The organism is Flavivirga rizhaonensis, from assembly GCF_004791695.1.
Lineage (GTDB): Bacteria > Bacteroidota > Bacteroidia > Flavobacteriales > Flavobacteriaceae > Flavivirga > Flavivirga rizhaonensis.
This window is the reverse complement of record NZ_SRSO01000001.1, coordinates 105,045-120,421: the sequence shown is the minus strand read 5'-3', so window position 1 is coordinate 120,421 and position 15,377 is coordinate 105,045. Positions and strand designations below refer to the sequence as shown.

The window sequence follows — 15,377 nt, the reverse complement described above, 5'->3', positions numbered from 1 at the left end:
GGTTTATTCTAGTATAATTCATGCACAATATCAATCTTTAGAAGCCGGTCGGTCCGCCTTAGCTACACCAAATGTTTTAGAAGGCACCGCTCCCATTTCAAACTCAAGTGTTCCACCAGCCTTTAAATCTTTAAAACTAATGTACGACTTGGTATAATCCTCTCCGTTCAAGAGGATTCCTTGAATATATTTATTATTCACACTATTGTTTTTAGCTATAATTTTTAGCGTTTTGCTATTCCCTACGTTTAAAATAGCTTCATCGATAATAGGACTCCCAAATACATAGTCTCCACCTGCAGGAGCTACTTGATACATTCCAAGAGATGATAAAATATACCATGCAGACATTTGTCCTACGTCTTCATTACCAGAAATACCAGCTGGCTTATCAGAATACAATGTGTTAAGAACCTCTCTAACTTTGTCGGCTGTCTTCCAAGGTTGTCCTACATAAGGATACATATATAATATATGGTGACTGGGTTCATTGCCATGTGCATATTGCCCAATCAATCCCGTTACATCTGGCGCATGCCCCAATTTCTCATTTACCGAGAATAAGGAATCTAATTGCGTGATAAACGCTTTTTCTGAACCAAAAAGATTAACCAAACCATTAACATTATGAGGCACCAGCCAAGTATATTGCCATGCATTGCCTTCTATGTAATCACTCAAACTCATTGGATTAAAAGGCTTTTTAAATATTTTATTGGAATCTATCGGTCTTAAAAGTTTCATTTCCGGATCGAAATAGTGTTTATAGCTTTTACTTCTTTTAATAAAATAATTGTAGTCTTCCTGTTTGCCTAGTTTTTTAGCAACTTGGGCTATGGACCAATCTGCTAGACCATATTCCAAAGCTTTTGCTACTGATGAATATTCTTTTTCATATGGGATATATCCGTATTGTTTTAACCATTTTAATCCTCTTTCATCTAACATAGCTGAAGCTTTCATTGCTTCAAATGCATCATGATTATCAACATCATATCCTTTCAGTACAATATCGGCAAGAACCACTGCTCCTGGATTACCAACCATGGCATACGTTTCATAGGACATCATATGCCATATAGGGAGTTTTCCTTGTTCATTATAAATATGCATCATGGTCTTAGCAATATCGGGTACCATCTCTGAATGAACCAAATTCATTAATGGATGTGCGGCACGATAGGTATCCCACAAGGAAAATGTACTATAACTCATAAAATCATTATTGCTGTGTACCTTTTTATCGGTACCCATATAATCTCCATTTACATCACTATATACTGACGGTGCTACCATAGTATGGTAAAACGATGTGTAAAATGAGCGCATTATATGATTATCATTGGAAGTAATCTTTATTTTATTTAATGCCTTGTTCCATGCTTCATCTGCATCTTGTTTTGTTTTATTAAAATCCCAACCAGATAGTTCGGCTTTCATATTCATTTTTGCATTCTCAATACTAATGGCAGAAATAGCTACTTTAACTAGAACAGCCTCCTTTTCCTGCGTTTTGAAATGAGCTAAACCATACACTTTCTTTGCTTTTAATGCTTTTCCTTTTTGCATACTGGTTGAATCGGAAGTATAAAAAGAAGTCATTGGTTTAGAAAATGTTGCTGTGAAATATAAACGATGATCCCGAATCCACCCCCGTGAAGAACGATACCCAGAAATAGTTGTGTCATTTTCTTGGACAATGTACGTTTCCGTAGATTCATCTCCTATACCATGTTCTAAATCAATAATTACCTTAGCTTCATCAGTTTTTGGAAACGTATATTTATGAAACCCTACACGTTGAGTGGTGGTAAGCTCCACATCAATATTAAAACGATCCAAACTAACTTTGTAGTAACCTGCTTTGGCGACTTCATTTTCATGTGAAAATTTAGAATAGATTCCCGATGTTTCATCTTCAAGATTACCCCGGGTTAATTTCACATCGCCCACAGCTGGCATCAAAGAAATATCTCCTAAATCGGGACTCCCTGTGCCACTTAAATGAGTATGAGAAAACCCAATAATGGTCGAATCACTATAGTGATAACCAGAACACCAATCCCATCCTTGAGAAAACTGAGTAGGTCCCAATTGTACCGCTCCAAAAGGCACATTAGCTCCCATAAACACATGTCCATGATCGCCTGTTCCAATGAAAGGATCTACATATTGGGTTAGATTTAATAAATCCTGGCTCTCAATGTTTTGTTTCTTTTTATTTCCTGAACAAGAAACTATGTACAAAATCAATCCAAATAAGCATATCTGATGATAAAAATGCCTTCGCATATTTAATGTTTTTTTCTATGTTTAATAATTTTCTATTACTCTTTTGGGTACTGATTCATAATAGACACTAATTCTTTTACAATTACAGGATGTTCTTCTGAAAGATCATTTTTTTCGGCTTTATCTTCTAATAAATTAAACAACTCTACTTTAGTTACTAATGGATTTCCTTTTTTTATTCTCACAGCTTTCCAATCTCCCTTGCGTACAGCTTGTCTATCTACACTGCTAATACGAAACTCCCAGTACAAATAATCATGAACAGGCTGATTTTTGTCTTCATTAAGAAGAGTAGACAGAAAAGAAATACCATCGCTACTATCTGGAAGTTGCACACCCGCTAAATCGCAAGCTGTTGGCATAAAATCCCAAAAAGCAGATATATGATTTGATTGTCTTGGAGTAATTATATCTGGCCATCGGACAATAAATGGAACTCTTATTCCTCCTTCATATAAATCACGTTTCATTCCTTTTAACCCTCCACTACTGTTAAAAAAATTTGGATTCCATCCTCCTTCACCGTGAGGGCCGTTATCTGATGAAAATATGACTATCGTTTCTTTATCAATTCCCTTTTCTAGTAACTTTTTCATGATACTTCCCACATAACCGTCTAATCTTGAAATCATAGCGGCTCCTGCTTTCTTCTCTTCTGCCCAATCTTTATTGGCATACATACCCAAATCTGGAACTTCCATGCCATGTTCTTTAATAAGCCAGCTTTCATTATTGGCATGAGGTATCGTGTATGCGAGATAAAGAAAAAATGGATTTGAATCAGTCTTATCTAAATAGTCTAAGGCCTTTTCAGTAAAAACATCATTTGAATATTGTTTCTTTTCGACTGCAGCATTACCAATACCAACAGCGTAATGTGTAGAGTCTTCGATATAGATCACCTTATTTTCTAAAGGATATTGCTTTGAATTTTCCATAAGGTAATCGGGATAATAGTTATGCGCCCTAATTTGATCATAATATCCAAATGAGTAATCAAAACCCTGATCATTAGTAAATCCTGTAGTCCCAACATTTCCTAATCCCCATTTACCTATCATCGCGGTAGAGTATCCTGCAGTTTTTAATAATTCTGCTACAGTTATATCTTCTGCCTTAATTGGTTTTTCCATAGTCTTAATAGTCGCATTCCCATTATGTTGCCCGGTCATTAAACAATTTCGAGAAGGGGCACAAACGGTCGCCCCAGCATAGTGTTGCAGAAACTGTACCCCCTGGCTTGCAAACTTATCTATATTAGGCGTTTTAATTTCCATTTGTCCATAGCATCCTAAATCTCCGTAACCTAAATCGTCTGCCAAAATGAAAATAATGTTTGGTTTAGAACCTATAGTGTTTTTATAAGGGCTCTTTTCTCCTTTACAAGCAAATAACATAAGCCCAAATACTAATAGGCTAAGAGGTGTTAATACTATTTTGCTAAGTTTCATTGTTTTATGATTTTATTTAAGAGGCACAACTAATTCTTCAAAATGATTGTAATTCCCATCTCCTTCTTTACGATACAATATGCTCAATTGATTTTGGATGTTTTTATAAAAATATTTTATTTGAAAAGGGTAATTGCCCTCCTTAAAATTGACTGTAAAAAACTCTGGTTCATTTTTAAAATTTTCGCCTTTGCATATTAATTTTCCATCAATATACAATTCAGCCAGACCGTCCCATGTTTGGAGTTGCCACTGATAGCTTCCGTCTGATGGTATCTCTAAATTACCCAACAACTCCAATCCATAAGGGTTATATAAACCTTCAAATCGGGTATCGATATGGCCTTCCTTTTTTACTTTTGCAAACAGGTCTCTATTAATTTCTTTTAAACGGACATTGTTCATCTTTCCAGTTACGCCTTCCCTTAACAATCGGCTTGTACTGAAATCAGGTATCTTGTTAGCCTCATGGGTAGATTCATAGACTTTGTAGTTATAAATGGGCTCTATCTTAGTAATGTATTGCTGCACTGGATAACCAATAGCTTTATTGCTTTCATCAAATAATTGTGCCGTAATTAATCCGCTATTTTTTATTTCAAAGGGTTCTGTGTAGGTCAAATACTCGGATGGCAGCCCCCATTGATTGGAATAAGCATATTTAATATACCCTTTTCCTTTAGCAGAAATGATGATATCGGTTTTATCTTCAAAATGAAAACCTTCTTTATTAATAAGTTGGGTTCCTTTAATTTCAATTGGCATAAATAACTTATCATAGGTACTATTTGTGCTGATAAAGCGTTTATGATAGTTGATATAATCTGTTGAGTTTTCATTGTTCCAAAGTCGCTCGGACAATACTGGAACACGGTCTTTTAACACTTCAATTACTTTGTTATAGTTTTGTTCCCAAAAACTTATTTGTGCTCCCAGGATTCCTTTTTTACTGCTAAGTTGAATATCTTCTATATCATCTTCCCAATGTGTCCAATCTCCTAAATCCCAGTCGTAAGCGATTTCAGGATTGGGTGCAAAATTCATAGCTTCTACCTGATACCAAGGAATCCATGTAGAATTGATTATTTCAAATCCGTTATTCAATAAGTTTTCAGGATGATTGTATGTGGTATTCCAAACAATAACTGTAATGTCCTTATCGATCTGAACATCTCCGGCACCTGTATTATGAAAACCTTCCCATACAATTGTTTTCTTTCCTGTTTTCTTTACCATTCCATTCAAACGATTGATAAAATGGCAAAATAATTCGTTTGCATTTCCAGCAAGAGCTGCTTTTAAACCCTGTTTTTTACAATAGGTTTTGTATTCTGGAAGCTCTTTAATTGGTTGAAGATATACTTCATCTCCACCTATATGGATGTATGGACTGGTATAAAATACTTTGGCCAATTGGTTGATAATTAATTCTACTGCCTTATACGTTTCCTCCTTAGCCATATTTATTACATACAAGGTTTTAGGCTTATTGGTTTTCGGATCGATACTTCCAAAAACTTCCGGATACTTACTCCAAAGCTGTGTAGAATGTCCTGGCAAATCAATCTCTGGAATAATAGTGACACCTCTTTTTCTGGCATATTCAACTAAATATTCTAATTCTTCGAGTGTATAATACTCACGAGACCCATCTTCGTTGACTGTTTTTAAATTAGGAAATGCATCTAAAGGAAATGTAAACCTTCTGTTATCAGACAAATGTAAATGCAAGTATTTTATCTTATAAAACCATAGAAGGTCTATAATTTCCTTTACAGTTTCCATTGGATGCCAAAAACGAGCCAAATCAAGCATTACTGATCTGTATTTATAATCTGGTTTGTCTGATATTGAAATATTAGGAAAACCCACTTGATCTTCGGTAATATTAATAAGCTGCATTAATGTTGCGGCTGCCATTGCAGCACTATTGTAATTTGAAGCTTCAATGTGGACCTTTTTCTCTATGATGAGTTTATACTCTTCTTCTCCTAAATTATTATCATAACCTAAGATTATATTATTGTTATTTTCAGTGTATTCTGCAGCTACATTTAATGTTAATCCGGATACCTTGTATATTTGATCTGTTAAGAAATGTGCTAAAGGTGTTAAAGAATTATTTAAAACAACAATTTTCGTTTTATTATTTATCTTAAACGTTCCCTTACTAACCACATATTCATGTGGCTTTGGAATAATGTTTATCTCATGAGTAGCGGTTTGTTTACATTGTATAAAGACAATAGGAATTAAAAGGGCAAGGTATATAGTGTAGAACTTCATCTTTTTTATATGCTTAATGGGCGTACCATATAGTTACTAGTTTTTTTCCTTCTTAAAATTATAACCAAGCAGTAAGCTATCCTGTCTACTATCATTGATTAGTACCGACAATTGCTTATCTGTGACTTTAAGATATTTCATAAATGCATCATAAGACACTTTTTTAGTGGTATTCCATATACGCTCATTGAGTGCGGGTAATCGCTTTCTTAAACTAGGAATTTCTAATTTGTCCTGTTGCTCCCAAGAACACATTTGAGCTCCAATTACCAAGGGTGTCTCCTTTAATTGAATAGGAACTATGGATGGAGCTTTTGCGAACCAATTTTCCCAGCGCCACATATTCCAATTGTAAATAGTTTTTGGCTCCCATTTTTTCTGGTTAACTACATACAAAGGCTTCCAAGAGGTATTCACTACAGTATAACCATCTTCAACCAAATGATTAGGCAGGTATCTATTAGTTTCAAACTCAAACACAATTATATCTTTGGGTATTTCTATATTTCCCTCTCTTCTAAAACCTTCCCAAACACACATTTGCTTATCATGTTTCTTTACTATCTCATTAAGACGTACTATAAAGTGACGATATAATTCGTGCACATCATCACCCAACTGATGTTTCTTCATATATGCTTTCACCGTTGGATCGTCTGTTACTTTATAAAAAATGGCTTCATCTCCTCCTATATGAAAATAAGGAGAGGCTTTAAAAACAGTCATAAGTTCACTTATAAGGACTTCTATAGCCTCATAAGTTTCCTCATTACCCATATTAATAATCCACGGGTTTTCTTTAACATCTTTAATTGCAAATATTTCAGGATACTTTTCCACTAGTGGACTCGAATGCCCTGGTATATCAATTTCCGGAATGATGGTCACGCCTCTAGCTTGAGAGTAAGCTTCTAGCTCTTCTAACTCTTCAAAACTATATGATCTCTCTGGAGTTGATAATTTTGAATATTTATATGAAGGCAATGTATATGATTGATAGTCTGTGAAATGTAAATGCACATAATTAGACTTATAAAATGATGCCATCTTGATAAACTTCTTAATAGAAGCCATGGGATGCCAACCTCTAGCTAAATCTATCATAAGCCCTCTATAACTAGCATCTGGATAATCTTTTATAGTTAGCATAGGAAACCCTAACAACCCATCTTGCGTTGTTGCTAATTGTAAAAGTGTTGTTCGTGCCATAGCAAGCGCTTGATAACTTCCTCCTGTAATTTCTATAATTTTATGAATATTTACATGATATTCTTCCTTAGCTAGTTTAGTATCAATTTCAAAAAGAACATCTGTATTTTTATTTTTTTCTTCAGAAATTTCTAAATTAACACCTGTAAGATCATGTATCTCTTCTTGAAATATTTCAAGTAATGGTTTCACATCGGCATTAGATGAATACATTTCACTTTGCGCTAAAAGAAATACTTGGCTCGATGTTTCTGATATTTCTTTAGGTGAAGGAAGTATTGTAATATCTCCCGAAAATGGTTTTTTTTCCGTGCTTCTATCACATGACACCGATACTATTATTATAGTAAATAGCAGCATAAACTGTTTAAATAAGTTTAGAAAGGTATTATACGTCATTTAGTTATTTTTTGCTTTTTAATTTTCAAGTGCTTCAGATAATGAAGCAGTCAAGTTTATCTATTCATTATATATTTTAAGGATTTTCTAGCTTAGTAAGTTTTGCCTTAGAGCTATTTTGATAAGGTATATCAAGTATCCATTTTTTATGTGGAGATGTTACTTTTATTTGCACTCCATTTGCTGTTTCTGATATAATTTTAACAGATAGATTCGGTATTGTTTTCTCTCCAGGTATAAGCATCCACACCAGGGTTTCATCATTGTCAATTTCGGTTGAATAGCTACTTGTAGTGCTGGCTTCGACTTTATTATATTCAGAACTATACCATCCTTGCACTGGGTCTTCCTGCCCTTTTATCAAATCAATTTTAAACGACTGACTACTAACTGGAACAACCGCCAGATTACCTAAAGCATTATCTGTTTTAACAACGGTACCATCCTTCATAACAGTGCAATCTGGATGCCAGTGCCAAAGTGCTTCAATTTTCCGTAGCTGGCTTGTTAGAACTCTATCCACAAAATAAAATTGTAACTAAAAACAGTATTCTAATAATTCTCATATCTTCATTATTAGTGTAATGCATTTCTTTATTTTAAAGAAATACCTCCATATCAATATTATTTCCCATAATACTCATGCTGCTTAGGAATATCATCTCCATCCCATACTTTTTGTTGAAACCATTTACCGGAAGGCTGTGTCCAAAACGGATCATTTGCCGGTAATCCTAAATGTGTTAATCCCATAGTGCACATGTAAAGCGCTCCTGTAACAGTATAAACGTCTCGTGCATTCAGTTGTTTACCAACAACACCCGCATTCAACCAACCATTTTCATCAAAAGTACCCGAAACTTCCATCATTCTCTTGGTTACTGCCATAAGCGCTGCTCTAGTTGATCCAGGGGCCAATATAGAGGGCAATTCATTTCTATAAGCTACATAACCCAATAATTGAAATGCTGCAATTCTATATACTCCTGATCTACCAATTACAGGAAATGTTCCTTCAGGAGAGATTAAATGCTCCTGTATTTCAGCATATCTTTTAGCTCTCCCTAATTCAACTGGAAATAATTCTTTAAGTGGGTGGTTCTTTTCCTTACAGACTTTCAATATTTCTAACAATAATGGGTGAATTACATAGCTATTATAATAATCCCAATGAAATTGATGACCGTCACCATATATACCATCACCAACATACCATTCCATATGCTTATTGATACCATATTCTAATTTTTCCATATCACATTCACCGGTAAGTTTCCAGATTGCAGCTTCTATTACAGAGGCAAATAGTAGCCAATTATTTTCGAAAGGCTTGTATTTTCTGTGTGACTTTAATGCATTTATTACATTATTTTTTTGCTGTGTGGTTAAGGGTTCCCATAATTGTTTAGTAGCAATTAACAATGGATAAGCTAAGTAGGCGTTATGTACAATGCGTTCATACGTTTCAGAATCTTTATCAAATAAATAATCGGTAGAAGTAGGGTCTGTAATATTGATCAATGCGCTCAATGACAGGTCAATGTATTTGGCTCTTAACTTACCTTCTTTTGTGTTGTCTGTTCCCAGAGATAACCAAGGCGATAGACCTGATAATGTACGTCCAACAGCTTGTATGTTTGTGGTACGAATATCGCATCTTTTATTGCTGGTTTCCCAATCCTTGCGGGGAAGTACTTCATTCAATTTCTGTTCACCTACCGCTATTAAAACAGGATCAACTATTTTTTGCATGAGCTTTATACAATACTCCCTGTCTTCGGCTCCTGTTTGCAAAACATCACCACTATCTTCTTTCTGAGCATTACACGCAACAAATAAAATCAAGAAAGAACCGTAAACAATATTTTTAAATAGTTTTATCATATTTGTGTATTCAAGATATTCTATTGGTCACCTCCCATTAATTTGTATATTTCAGAACCAGCCATTAAAAAAGCACCTGTTCCATATACATGCCAATTTTCAGGAGTGAATTTTCGAGGATCTATACCTTCTGGTTGTACATTTCCTAAACGTCCATTTTTATTTACATTAGCACATAGTGCCTCCCAACCTTTTAATACTTGTGATTTATATTTTTGATCTATCAACCCATTATTAATTCCCCATGCAATAGCACATACAAAGAAGGCACTTCCGCTTACTTCTCCAACATCATGATGCGCAGGATCTAAAAGACTTACGCGCCACATACCATCCTCGCTTTGCAAATCCAGTAATTTAGCAGCCATTTCACTATATAGCTTTATATATTTACTTCTGCTTGGGTAATCTGCGGGCATCTCTTCTAATATTCTAGTAATTCCAGCCATAACCCAACCATTACCTCTACTCCAAAATATTTTCTTTCCATTATCTGAACGCTTATCGAAGTAGCGATCATCTCTAAATATTAATGAATCCTCTTTGGAATAAAGATAATCCACAGTAATCCAAAACATGGTATCCATATAATCCAAATACTTCTTCTCTCCCGTTACTTTTGCCATTTGAGCAAAAGCAGGCGGCCCCATAAATAAGGCGTCACACCAAGTCCACCACTCAACAAAATATGGGTTGTTAGCAAAGCGAACATCAGCCATATATGCTCGTCTTGTAGACAAATGTATATCCATAGCCCACTTACCATATTCTATCATCTTAGGATCTTTGTCTAAATCATACAACCACGCCCAATTTGAGATGATTTTTAGTTGATCTGCATAAAAAATATTGTCAAGTGGTTTCCAATTAGCATGCTGTCCAATATTTACCATTTCTTGCTTATAGCGATCTTCTCCCGTGAGTTCATACAATTCTTGCACTCCAACAAAATAAGTTCCCCATTGCCATTCAAGTAGCCTTTTAAGATCATATGGATTTGCAAATTGCCAATCTGCGGTTTGACGCATAATATCAATGATCTGATTCGGCTCTAATGGGTTTGTTATTTCTGGAGATTGCAAATCCATTTTTATAGCACTATGAAAACGTTCTTCCCATGGTATTTTAGTCCAGGACGCATAGCCATAAAACTGATAACTTGTGTTTTGCATCCATAATACTTGTAAGGGATTATTTTTCTTCGCTCCTCTTACTGCAAAAGGACGAATATTATCTTTTTCAGAATTTTTGGTTATAAAATCTACTTTCCATGATTTTCCATTATTACTAGTGACCCATTTCTCTATTTCAAATACAGAATCTCGTTTTACGGAAAGGTATATTTCATTAGTATTCTCATGATCGATGTTCATACCTCCAGAATAGTGCGGTTCCATTTCTGTTTCATTCTTTGCCGTTTTAGGAAACCAGGATCCGGAATTAATAAGAGTGCGATTTATCCATTTTTTTCCGGACCACTTAGCATAACAATAGTAGTGAGAAGTATCTGAAGGAAATTTGGCATAGGCTATAACCGGATTCCCTTTTTCGTCTTCAGCAATGTCCCAATTCCATGCTTTTGCTCCACCTTTTTTTGCATCATATACCATATCAAGCTCCTCTGGTCTAAGAGGTAGATCAGCAATGTTTTTTATCTTATCACCATTCGCTTTGTAAAATGCTCCATTCTCATAGTATGTATAATAAATACTGTTATTTTTTTCATTTCTGGGATGCCCATCGGTAAATGTGAAATGTATTTTACTATCACCATTTGAATATACTTTTGTGTAAGGGCGTCTAAAACTATAAATAGGATCTGGCATCATCACTATACGACCTTTTGACCATGTATCGCCATTATCATCACTTTGTGAATAACTTGGTTTGCCGTCTATACCTCTCCAGAAAAGATAAATTCTTCCTTTTTCAGATTTTAAACGAATAGGGTGGCTATAGTCTTGGGACATTGACGCATTTGGAGCAGGCTTAAGTGCTTCATCATTTAAATATAATTCCTGAACGTCTTGCCATTCTGAAATGTCTTCTGCATGCTTGGATTTGATTAAATACCCAGGTGGTGCTACCGAAGAAGTTCCATACCCGTGGCGGTTAAAGAAAACTAATAGTTTTCCTTGGTCATCGAATAAAATTGAAGGATGATCATGGTCATCTACTTCTAGGTTTTTCTTTACTATATGGGTTGTTATTTGTTTTGTATCATGGTCATAACTTCCAACAACAATGTTTCCATAATTATCTATCCACCCTGAATATGTACGTTTGTGTTTACCTTCAAAATAAACCGCTCTTGGGTCTGTGAACCAGCACCAGGATCCGTTAAAGGTTAATGACTTATAAGATTCACTATTTATACCAGTAGTTGTTTTAATCTTAACTTGAACAGGTTTTTCCTGAGCACTTGTGGCAAAAACTACTAGTGCCAAGGTGAACAAAAGGATGCTATTTTTCAGTTCCTTTATTTTGCACAGGCCTAAGTAACTGTGAAGATTCATTTGATTTTCAGGTGTCATTGCTCGTTTAGTTAAATAATTAAAGTTATACATGGTCATACTATGTCCCTTATTAGTCTTTTCCATTAAAATATTGCTGATAATCTTTTTCCAATCTTTTTGAAACCTCTATCACATTTCCCGTTGGTTTGGTAGGGTAGGTTTCATTTGAATGTGTCCAGTTAAAATCAATTTCACGAACCGCTTTATCATAAGCACTTGGATCGAATGGGCGGTTATTTTTAAGGCTTTCTTTCAGAGTATTCAAAAATAATTCCCACCTTGGTTTATAATAGCCAGAGAACATGCCATTCCATGTTTTGCCTGCATAATCCCTTAAATACCCCTCTTTCCAAGGTTGCCATATGGTGATAATTGTGCGGGCATTCCATTCATAATATTTCTTTTCTTCTGGGGTAAGTCCCCAGTCTTTTGCATCTTCCAACCACTTTCCTAACATGAAATTTTCATTAGTACCAGTAATTGCTTCCATATCGTCAAGTAATTTTAAAAGTTGGTTTTCCGATTTCTCCAAAGCAGTCAAATCCTTGTCATGGTACGCTTTGCTTACATCGTATATAAAGCGATGAGAAAAAGCATGCATTAATTCGCGATATATATGTGTCAAATCAAAACGAAATGCTTCATTTTCTTTTAATTCTGGAGCTAATTCTAAAAACATTCGGGCAGTTTCATTAAACTTATTCACATCAAAATCCCATGCAAACGGGTCCTCCTCCGATATGCTAAAATCCTTTCTAACATGCCTAATATCTTCTTTTGTTTGGTCTACTTTCAATAAGCGTGGTGTGGTAATTAATGGAGACCACATCGTGCGGGTTCTGCCATAAACCGTATTCAATAAATTTTGCCAAGCTTTTTGAGCTTCCTGATTCTTGGTATTGTATCTGCGCTGTGCATAATCACCGATCCAGCTATTTAGATCAACATTTTCTGTTTTCCATGCTTTTTCATAAATAAACTCTTGAATTATAGGGTTGAAACCAATTCCTTCAGGGATTACTCCTATGCCTTTTAAATTATTTTTCCCTTCTCGTTGAAATGCTTCTTGAAAATTATCTTGCATAGTTTGAAGGTCTCCACTCATATTTACTTTTTGATCCTCGTTACATATAACATTCCAAACCCAAGGTTGTCCATAAAAAGCTTCTGTCTTATCCCAAGTTGGATTTTTTTCTCCATATAGATCAAGAACTATGGTCTTATTTTTAGGTATTGCATTTAAAAACGCTCGCCCTTGTTCTGGTTGCCAAAAATCCTTTCTAAAAAAGAAGAACCATCCTTGAATAACCCATGTTGCTTCTGGATCTGCTGAAGCCATGGATTGATATACTGATTGACTGACTTTTTTAAGAAACTCAGGATCATTAGATGGTGGGTCAACCTCAATAAAACAATCTGCGTCGTATAAATGATCGGTACCAAATAATGCAGTTTGTTTTTCTATAAAAAGTTTTCCTATTTTTTGAAAAAGTTCGTCTGTAGGATCCAAAAACCAAGTTCCCGAAATGCCTGCCCAATCATGAATTTGAAAAATATTTGATTCAGGGTATAGTTCTTTTAAAGATTTTGGAACGTGTCCTGTAAATCCTTGTAATACGGGTTTCATTCCTAAAGAACGCATTCTTGCTAATATCTTCTTTTGTAAGACTACCCGTTGTTTAATCCAATTTTTAGGTAATGGTCCTCCAACACCATCGATATTTCCCATCCAACCCCATGGAAGATGAGCAGAGCCTACAAAAAATTCATTTATCTGTTTTTCAGACATCCCCAGTTCGGTTAAAACTTCTAACCAAACGGCTTCCTGACCAATAATTGACAATGGCATATTTACGCCTTGTATTGCCATATAATCGATCATTTTTTCCCATTCTTCCCAGTCCCACCAGGGCATAGAATATCCGTACGTGCAATAGTTAAACAAATAGCGATATTCAAAAGGTGTTTCAATAGTGATTTTTTCTGACACTATTGGTAAAACCTCTGGTAAGTTAAGCTGATTATAATTTAATGATACTTGGGCGTTACAATAGTTTTTAAGATACCAGTAAAGACCGGAGCTCATTGAAACAGCATTATTTCCTTTGATCACAACCTTTCCATTTTCACTACTGATTTCAAAATAGTCCTTCTCCACTAAGCTATCCATACTCTCCTCGAAGTAAAAATGGTCTGTATGGTTTGGCAAAAGCCTGTTCAGCAAGTCATAAGAAGCTTTCTCATATGGTGTTTGGATTCTCTTCTCTGTGCAACCTGAAAATAATAGGATACACCATCCAATTATAACGTATTTAATTATCACGTTATTTGTATTGAAAATCATTGTATACAATTTGATTTTGTTGTTAATGGTTAATCCAAACATAAAATATACCTTAAATTATAAATCATCAGAAATGTACTTTTCTCTATCATTCTGTTGTTCTTTGTTAAAAAAGGCTTCCGCATACAACTCTAAATTACTCATATCATGTACAATTATAGCAAAGCTAATAACAAACCAATCAAAGAGAACAAGCGTATGTATACAGAATCCTTTTAATTAAAAAAACTAACTCAAATAAACTAAATTAAAAATATTAAATCACCTACTATTTAAGGAGAGACTTAACAATTATATAATACTGGACCTGTTTGTAAGTTAGGTATCATTCTAACATCTAATGTATTCTTTGCAAACCATACTTCATCTCCAAATACAAATGTTTAGAATAGTTCTGTGTTTGTTTTACAAATTAAGCTTAACAAATACAATTAAAATTATAAGGCTGTCTCAATTTCTGATAAAATAATATCAAATGAATATTAAGCAATTAAGTTAGCGCGTTTATTAGATAAAATTTTAAATCATTATTCTAACTTTATAATATGCGCTATAACTCTAAAAGCGAGGAACTTGATTTTAATAACAGCGTGAGGATGATTAAGAAATCTGGTAATTAATCTAATTTGCCGTAATAATATCTCTCTTAAATATACTTTAATACTCACTAATATAAATGATTTAGGAATAAACTTTCGAAGGAGTGTAGTTTATATGAAATCTTAAGTTTTTAAATAGCAAAGCTGAATTTTTATAGCAAAATGAAAAATATTGCTTAACTCCACTTTATAGAGTATAAAAATGAATAAGACTAACAGTATTGGAATATTTAATTGTTTCATTTCATAAGAAGATAACGTTATTCTTCAGAAACCAATTTTAACTCTTTTTTAAGCGCATCCTGCATTTTATCCTGTAGCTCCTGTCCACCGTCAATAAGCTCTTTTACGTGAATTCAACCCAAACTTTTTTGCCTCGGATTGGAATCGCAACTAT

The 15,377-nt window shown here is 34.5% G+C and carries 8 protein-coding genes; all 8 read right to left on the bottom strand.

Annotation, left to right across the window (positions count from 1 at the left end; all coding sequences use genetic code 11):
- Positions 1 to 30: 30 nt before the first annotated feature.
- Positions 31 to 2,292, bottom strand: coding sequence for a GH92 family glycosyl hydrolase (locus EM932_RS00370; protein WP_135874334.1), 2,262 nt, complete (start codon positions 2,290 to 2,292; stop codon positions 31 to 33).
- Between the two features lie 35 nt (positions 2,293 to 2,327).
- A complete protein-coding gene (locus EM932_RS00365) occupies positions 2,328 to 3,743 on the bottom strand; it encodes an arylsulfatase (protein WP_135874332.1) in 1,416 nt (471 codons plus the stop codon).
- A gap of 12 nt (positions 3,744 to 3,755) precedes the next feature.
- On the bottom strand, positions 3,756 to 6,029 hold the full coding sequence (locus tag EM932_RS00360; RefSeq protein WP_135874330.1) for a beta-N-acetylhexosaminidase: 2,274 nt from the start codon (positions 6,027 to 6,029) through the stop codon (positions 3,756 to 3,758).
- 36 nt (positions 6,030 to 6,065) lie between these two features.
- Positions 6,066 to 7,637, bottom strand: a complete 1,572-nt coding sequence (locus EM932_RS00355; protein WP_135874328.1) for a family 20 glycosylhydrolase — start codon at positions 7,635 to 7,637, stop codon at positions 6,066 to 6,068.
- A gap of 76 nt (positions 7,638 to 7,713) precedes the next feature.
- The gene (locus tag EM932_RS00350) at positions 7,714 to 8,160 is read right to left on the bottom strand and encodes a hypothetical protein (RefSeq protein ID WP_135874326.1); all 447 of its coding nucleotides are present in this window, start codon (positions 8,158 to 8,160) and stop codon (positions 7,714 to 7,716) included.
- 101 nt (positions 8,161 to 8,261) lie between these two features.
- A complete protein-coding gene (locus tag EM932_RS00345; protein WP_135874324.1) occupies positions 8,262 to 9,521 on the bottom strand; it encodes a DUF2264 domain-containing protein in 1,260 nt (419 codons plus the stop codon).
- 20 nt (positions 9,522 to 9,541) lie between these two features.
- Positions 9,542 to 12,121: a glycoside hydrolase family 88 protein gene (locus EM932_RS00340; protein WP_135874322.1), complete on the bottom strand. Its 2,580-nt coding sequence runs from the start codon at positions 12,119 to 12,121 to the stop codon at positions 9,542 to 9,544.
- Entirely contained in the window at positions 12,108 to 14,381 is a 2,274-nt protein-coding gene (locus EM932_RS00335) for an alpha-N-acetylglucosaminidase (RefSeq protein WP_170179679.1), read from the bottom strand. The genes EM932_RS00340 and EM932_RS00335 overlap by 14 nt, the downstream gene beginning before the upstream one ends.
- Positions 14,382 to 15,377: the final 996 nt, after the last annotated feature.

Coding starts and splice junctions, on each gene's coding strand:
- EM932_RS00355 (WP_135874328.1), bottom strand. CDS start 7,637: ATGACGTATAATACCTTTCTAAACTTATTTAAACAGTTTATGCTGCTA.
- EM932_RS00360 (WP_135874330.1), bottom strand. CDS start 6,029: ATGAAGTTCTACACTATATACCTTGCCCTTTTAATTCCTATTGTCTTT.
- EM932_RS00340 (WP_135874322.1), bottom strand. CDS start 12,121: ATGGAAAAGACTAATAAGGGACATAGTATGACCATGTATAACTTTAAT.
- EM932_RS00370 (WP_135874334.1), bottom strand. CDS start 2,292: ATGCGAAGGCATTTTTATCATCAGATATGCTTATTTGGATTGATTTTG.
- EM932_RS00345 (WP_135874324.1), bottom strand. CDS start 9,521: ATGATAAAACTATTTAAAAATATTGTTTACGGTTCTTTCTTGATTTTA.
- EM932_RS00335 (WP_170179679.1), bottom strand. CDS start 14,381: ATGATTTTCAATACAAATAACGTGATAATTAAATACGTTATAATTGGA.
- EM932_RS00365 (WP_135874332.1), bottom strand. CDS start 3,743: ATGAAACTTAGCAAAATAGTATTAACACCTCTTAGCCTATTAGTATTT.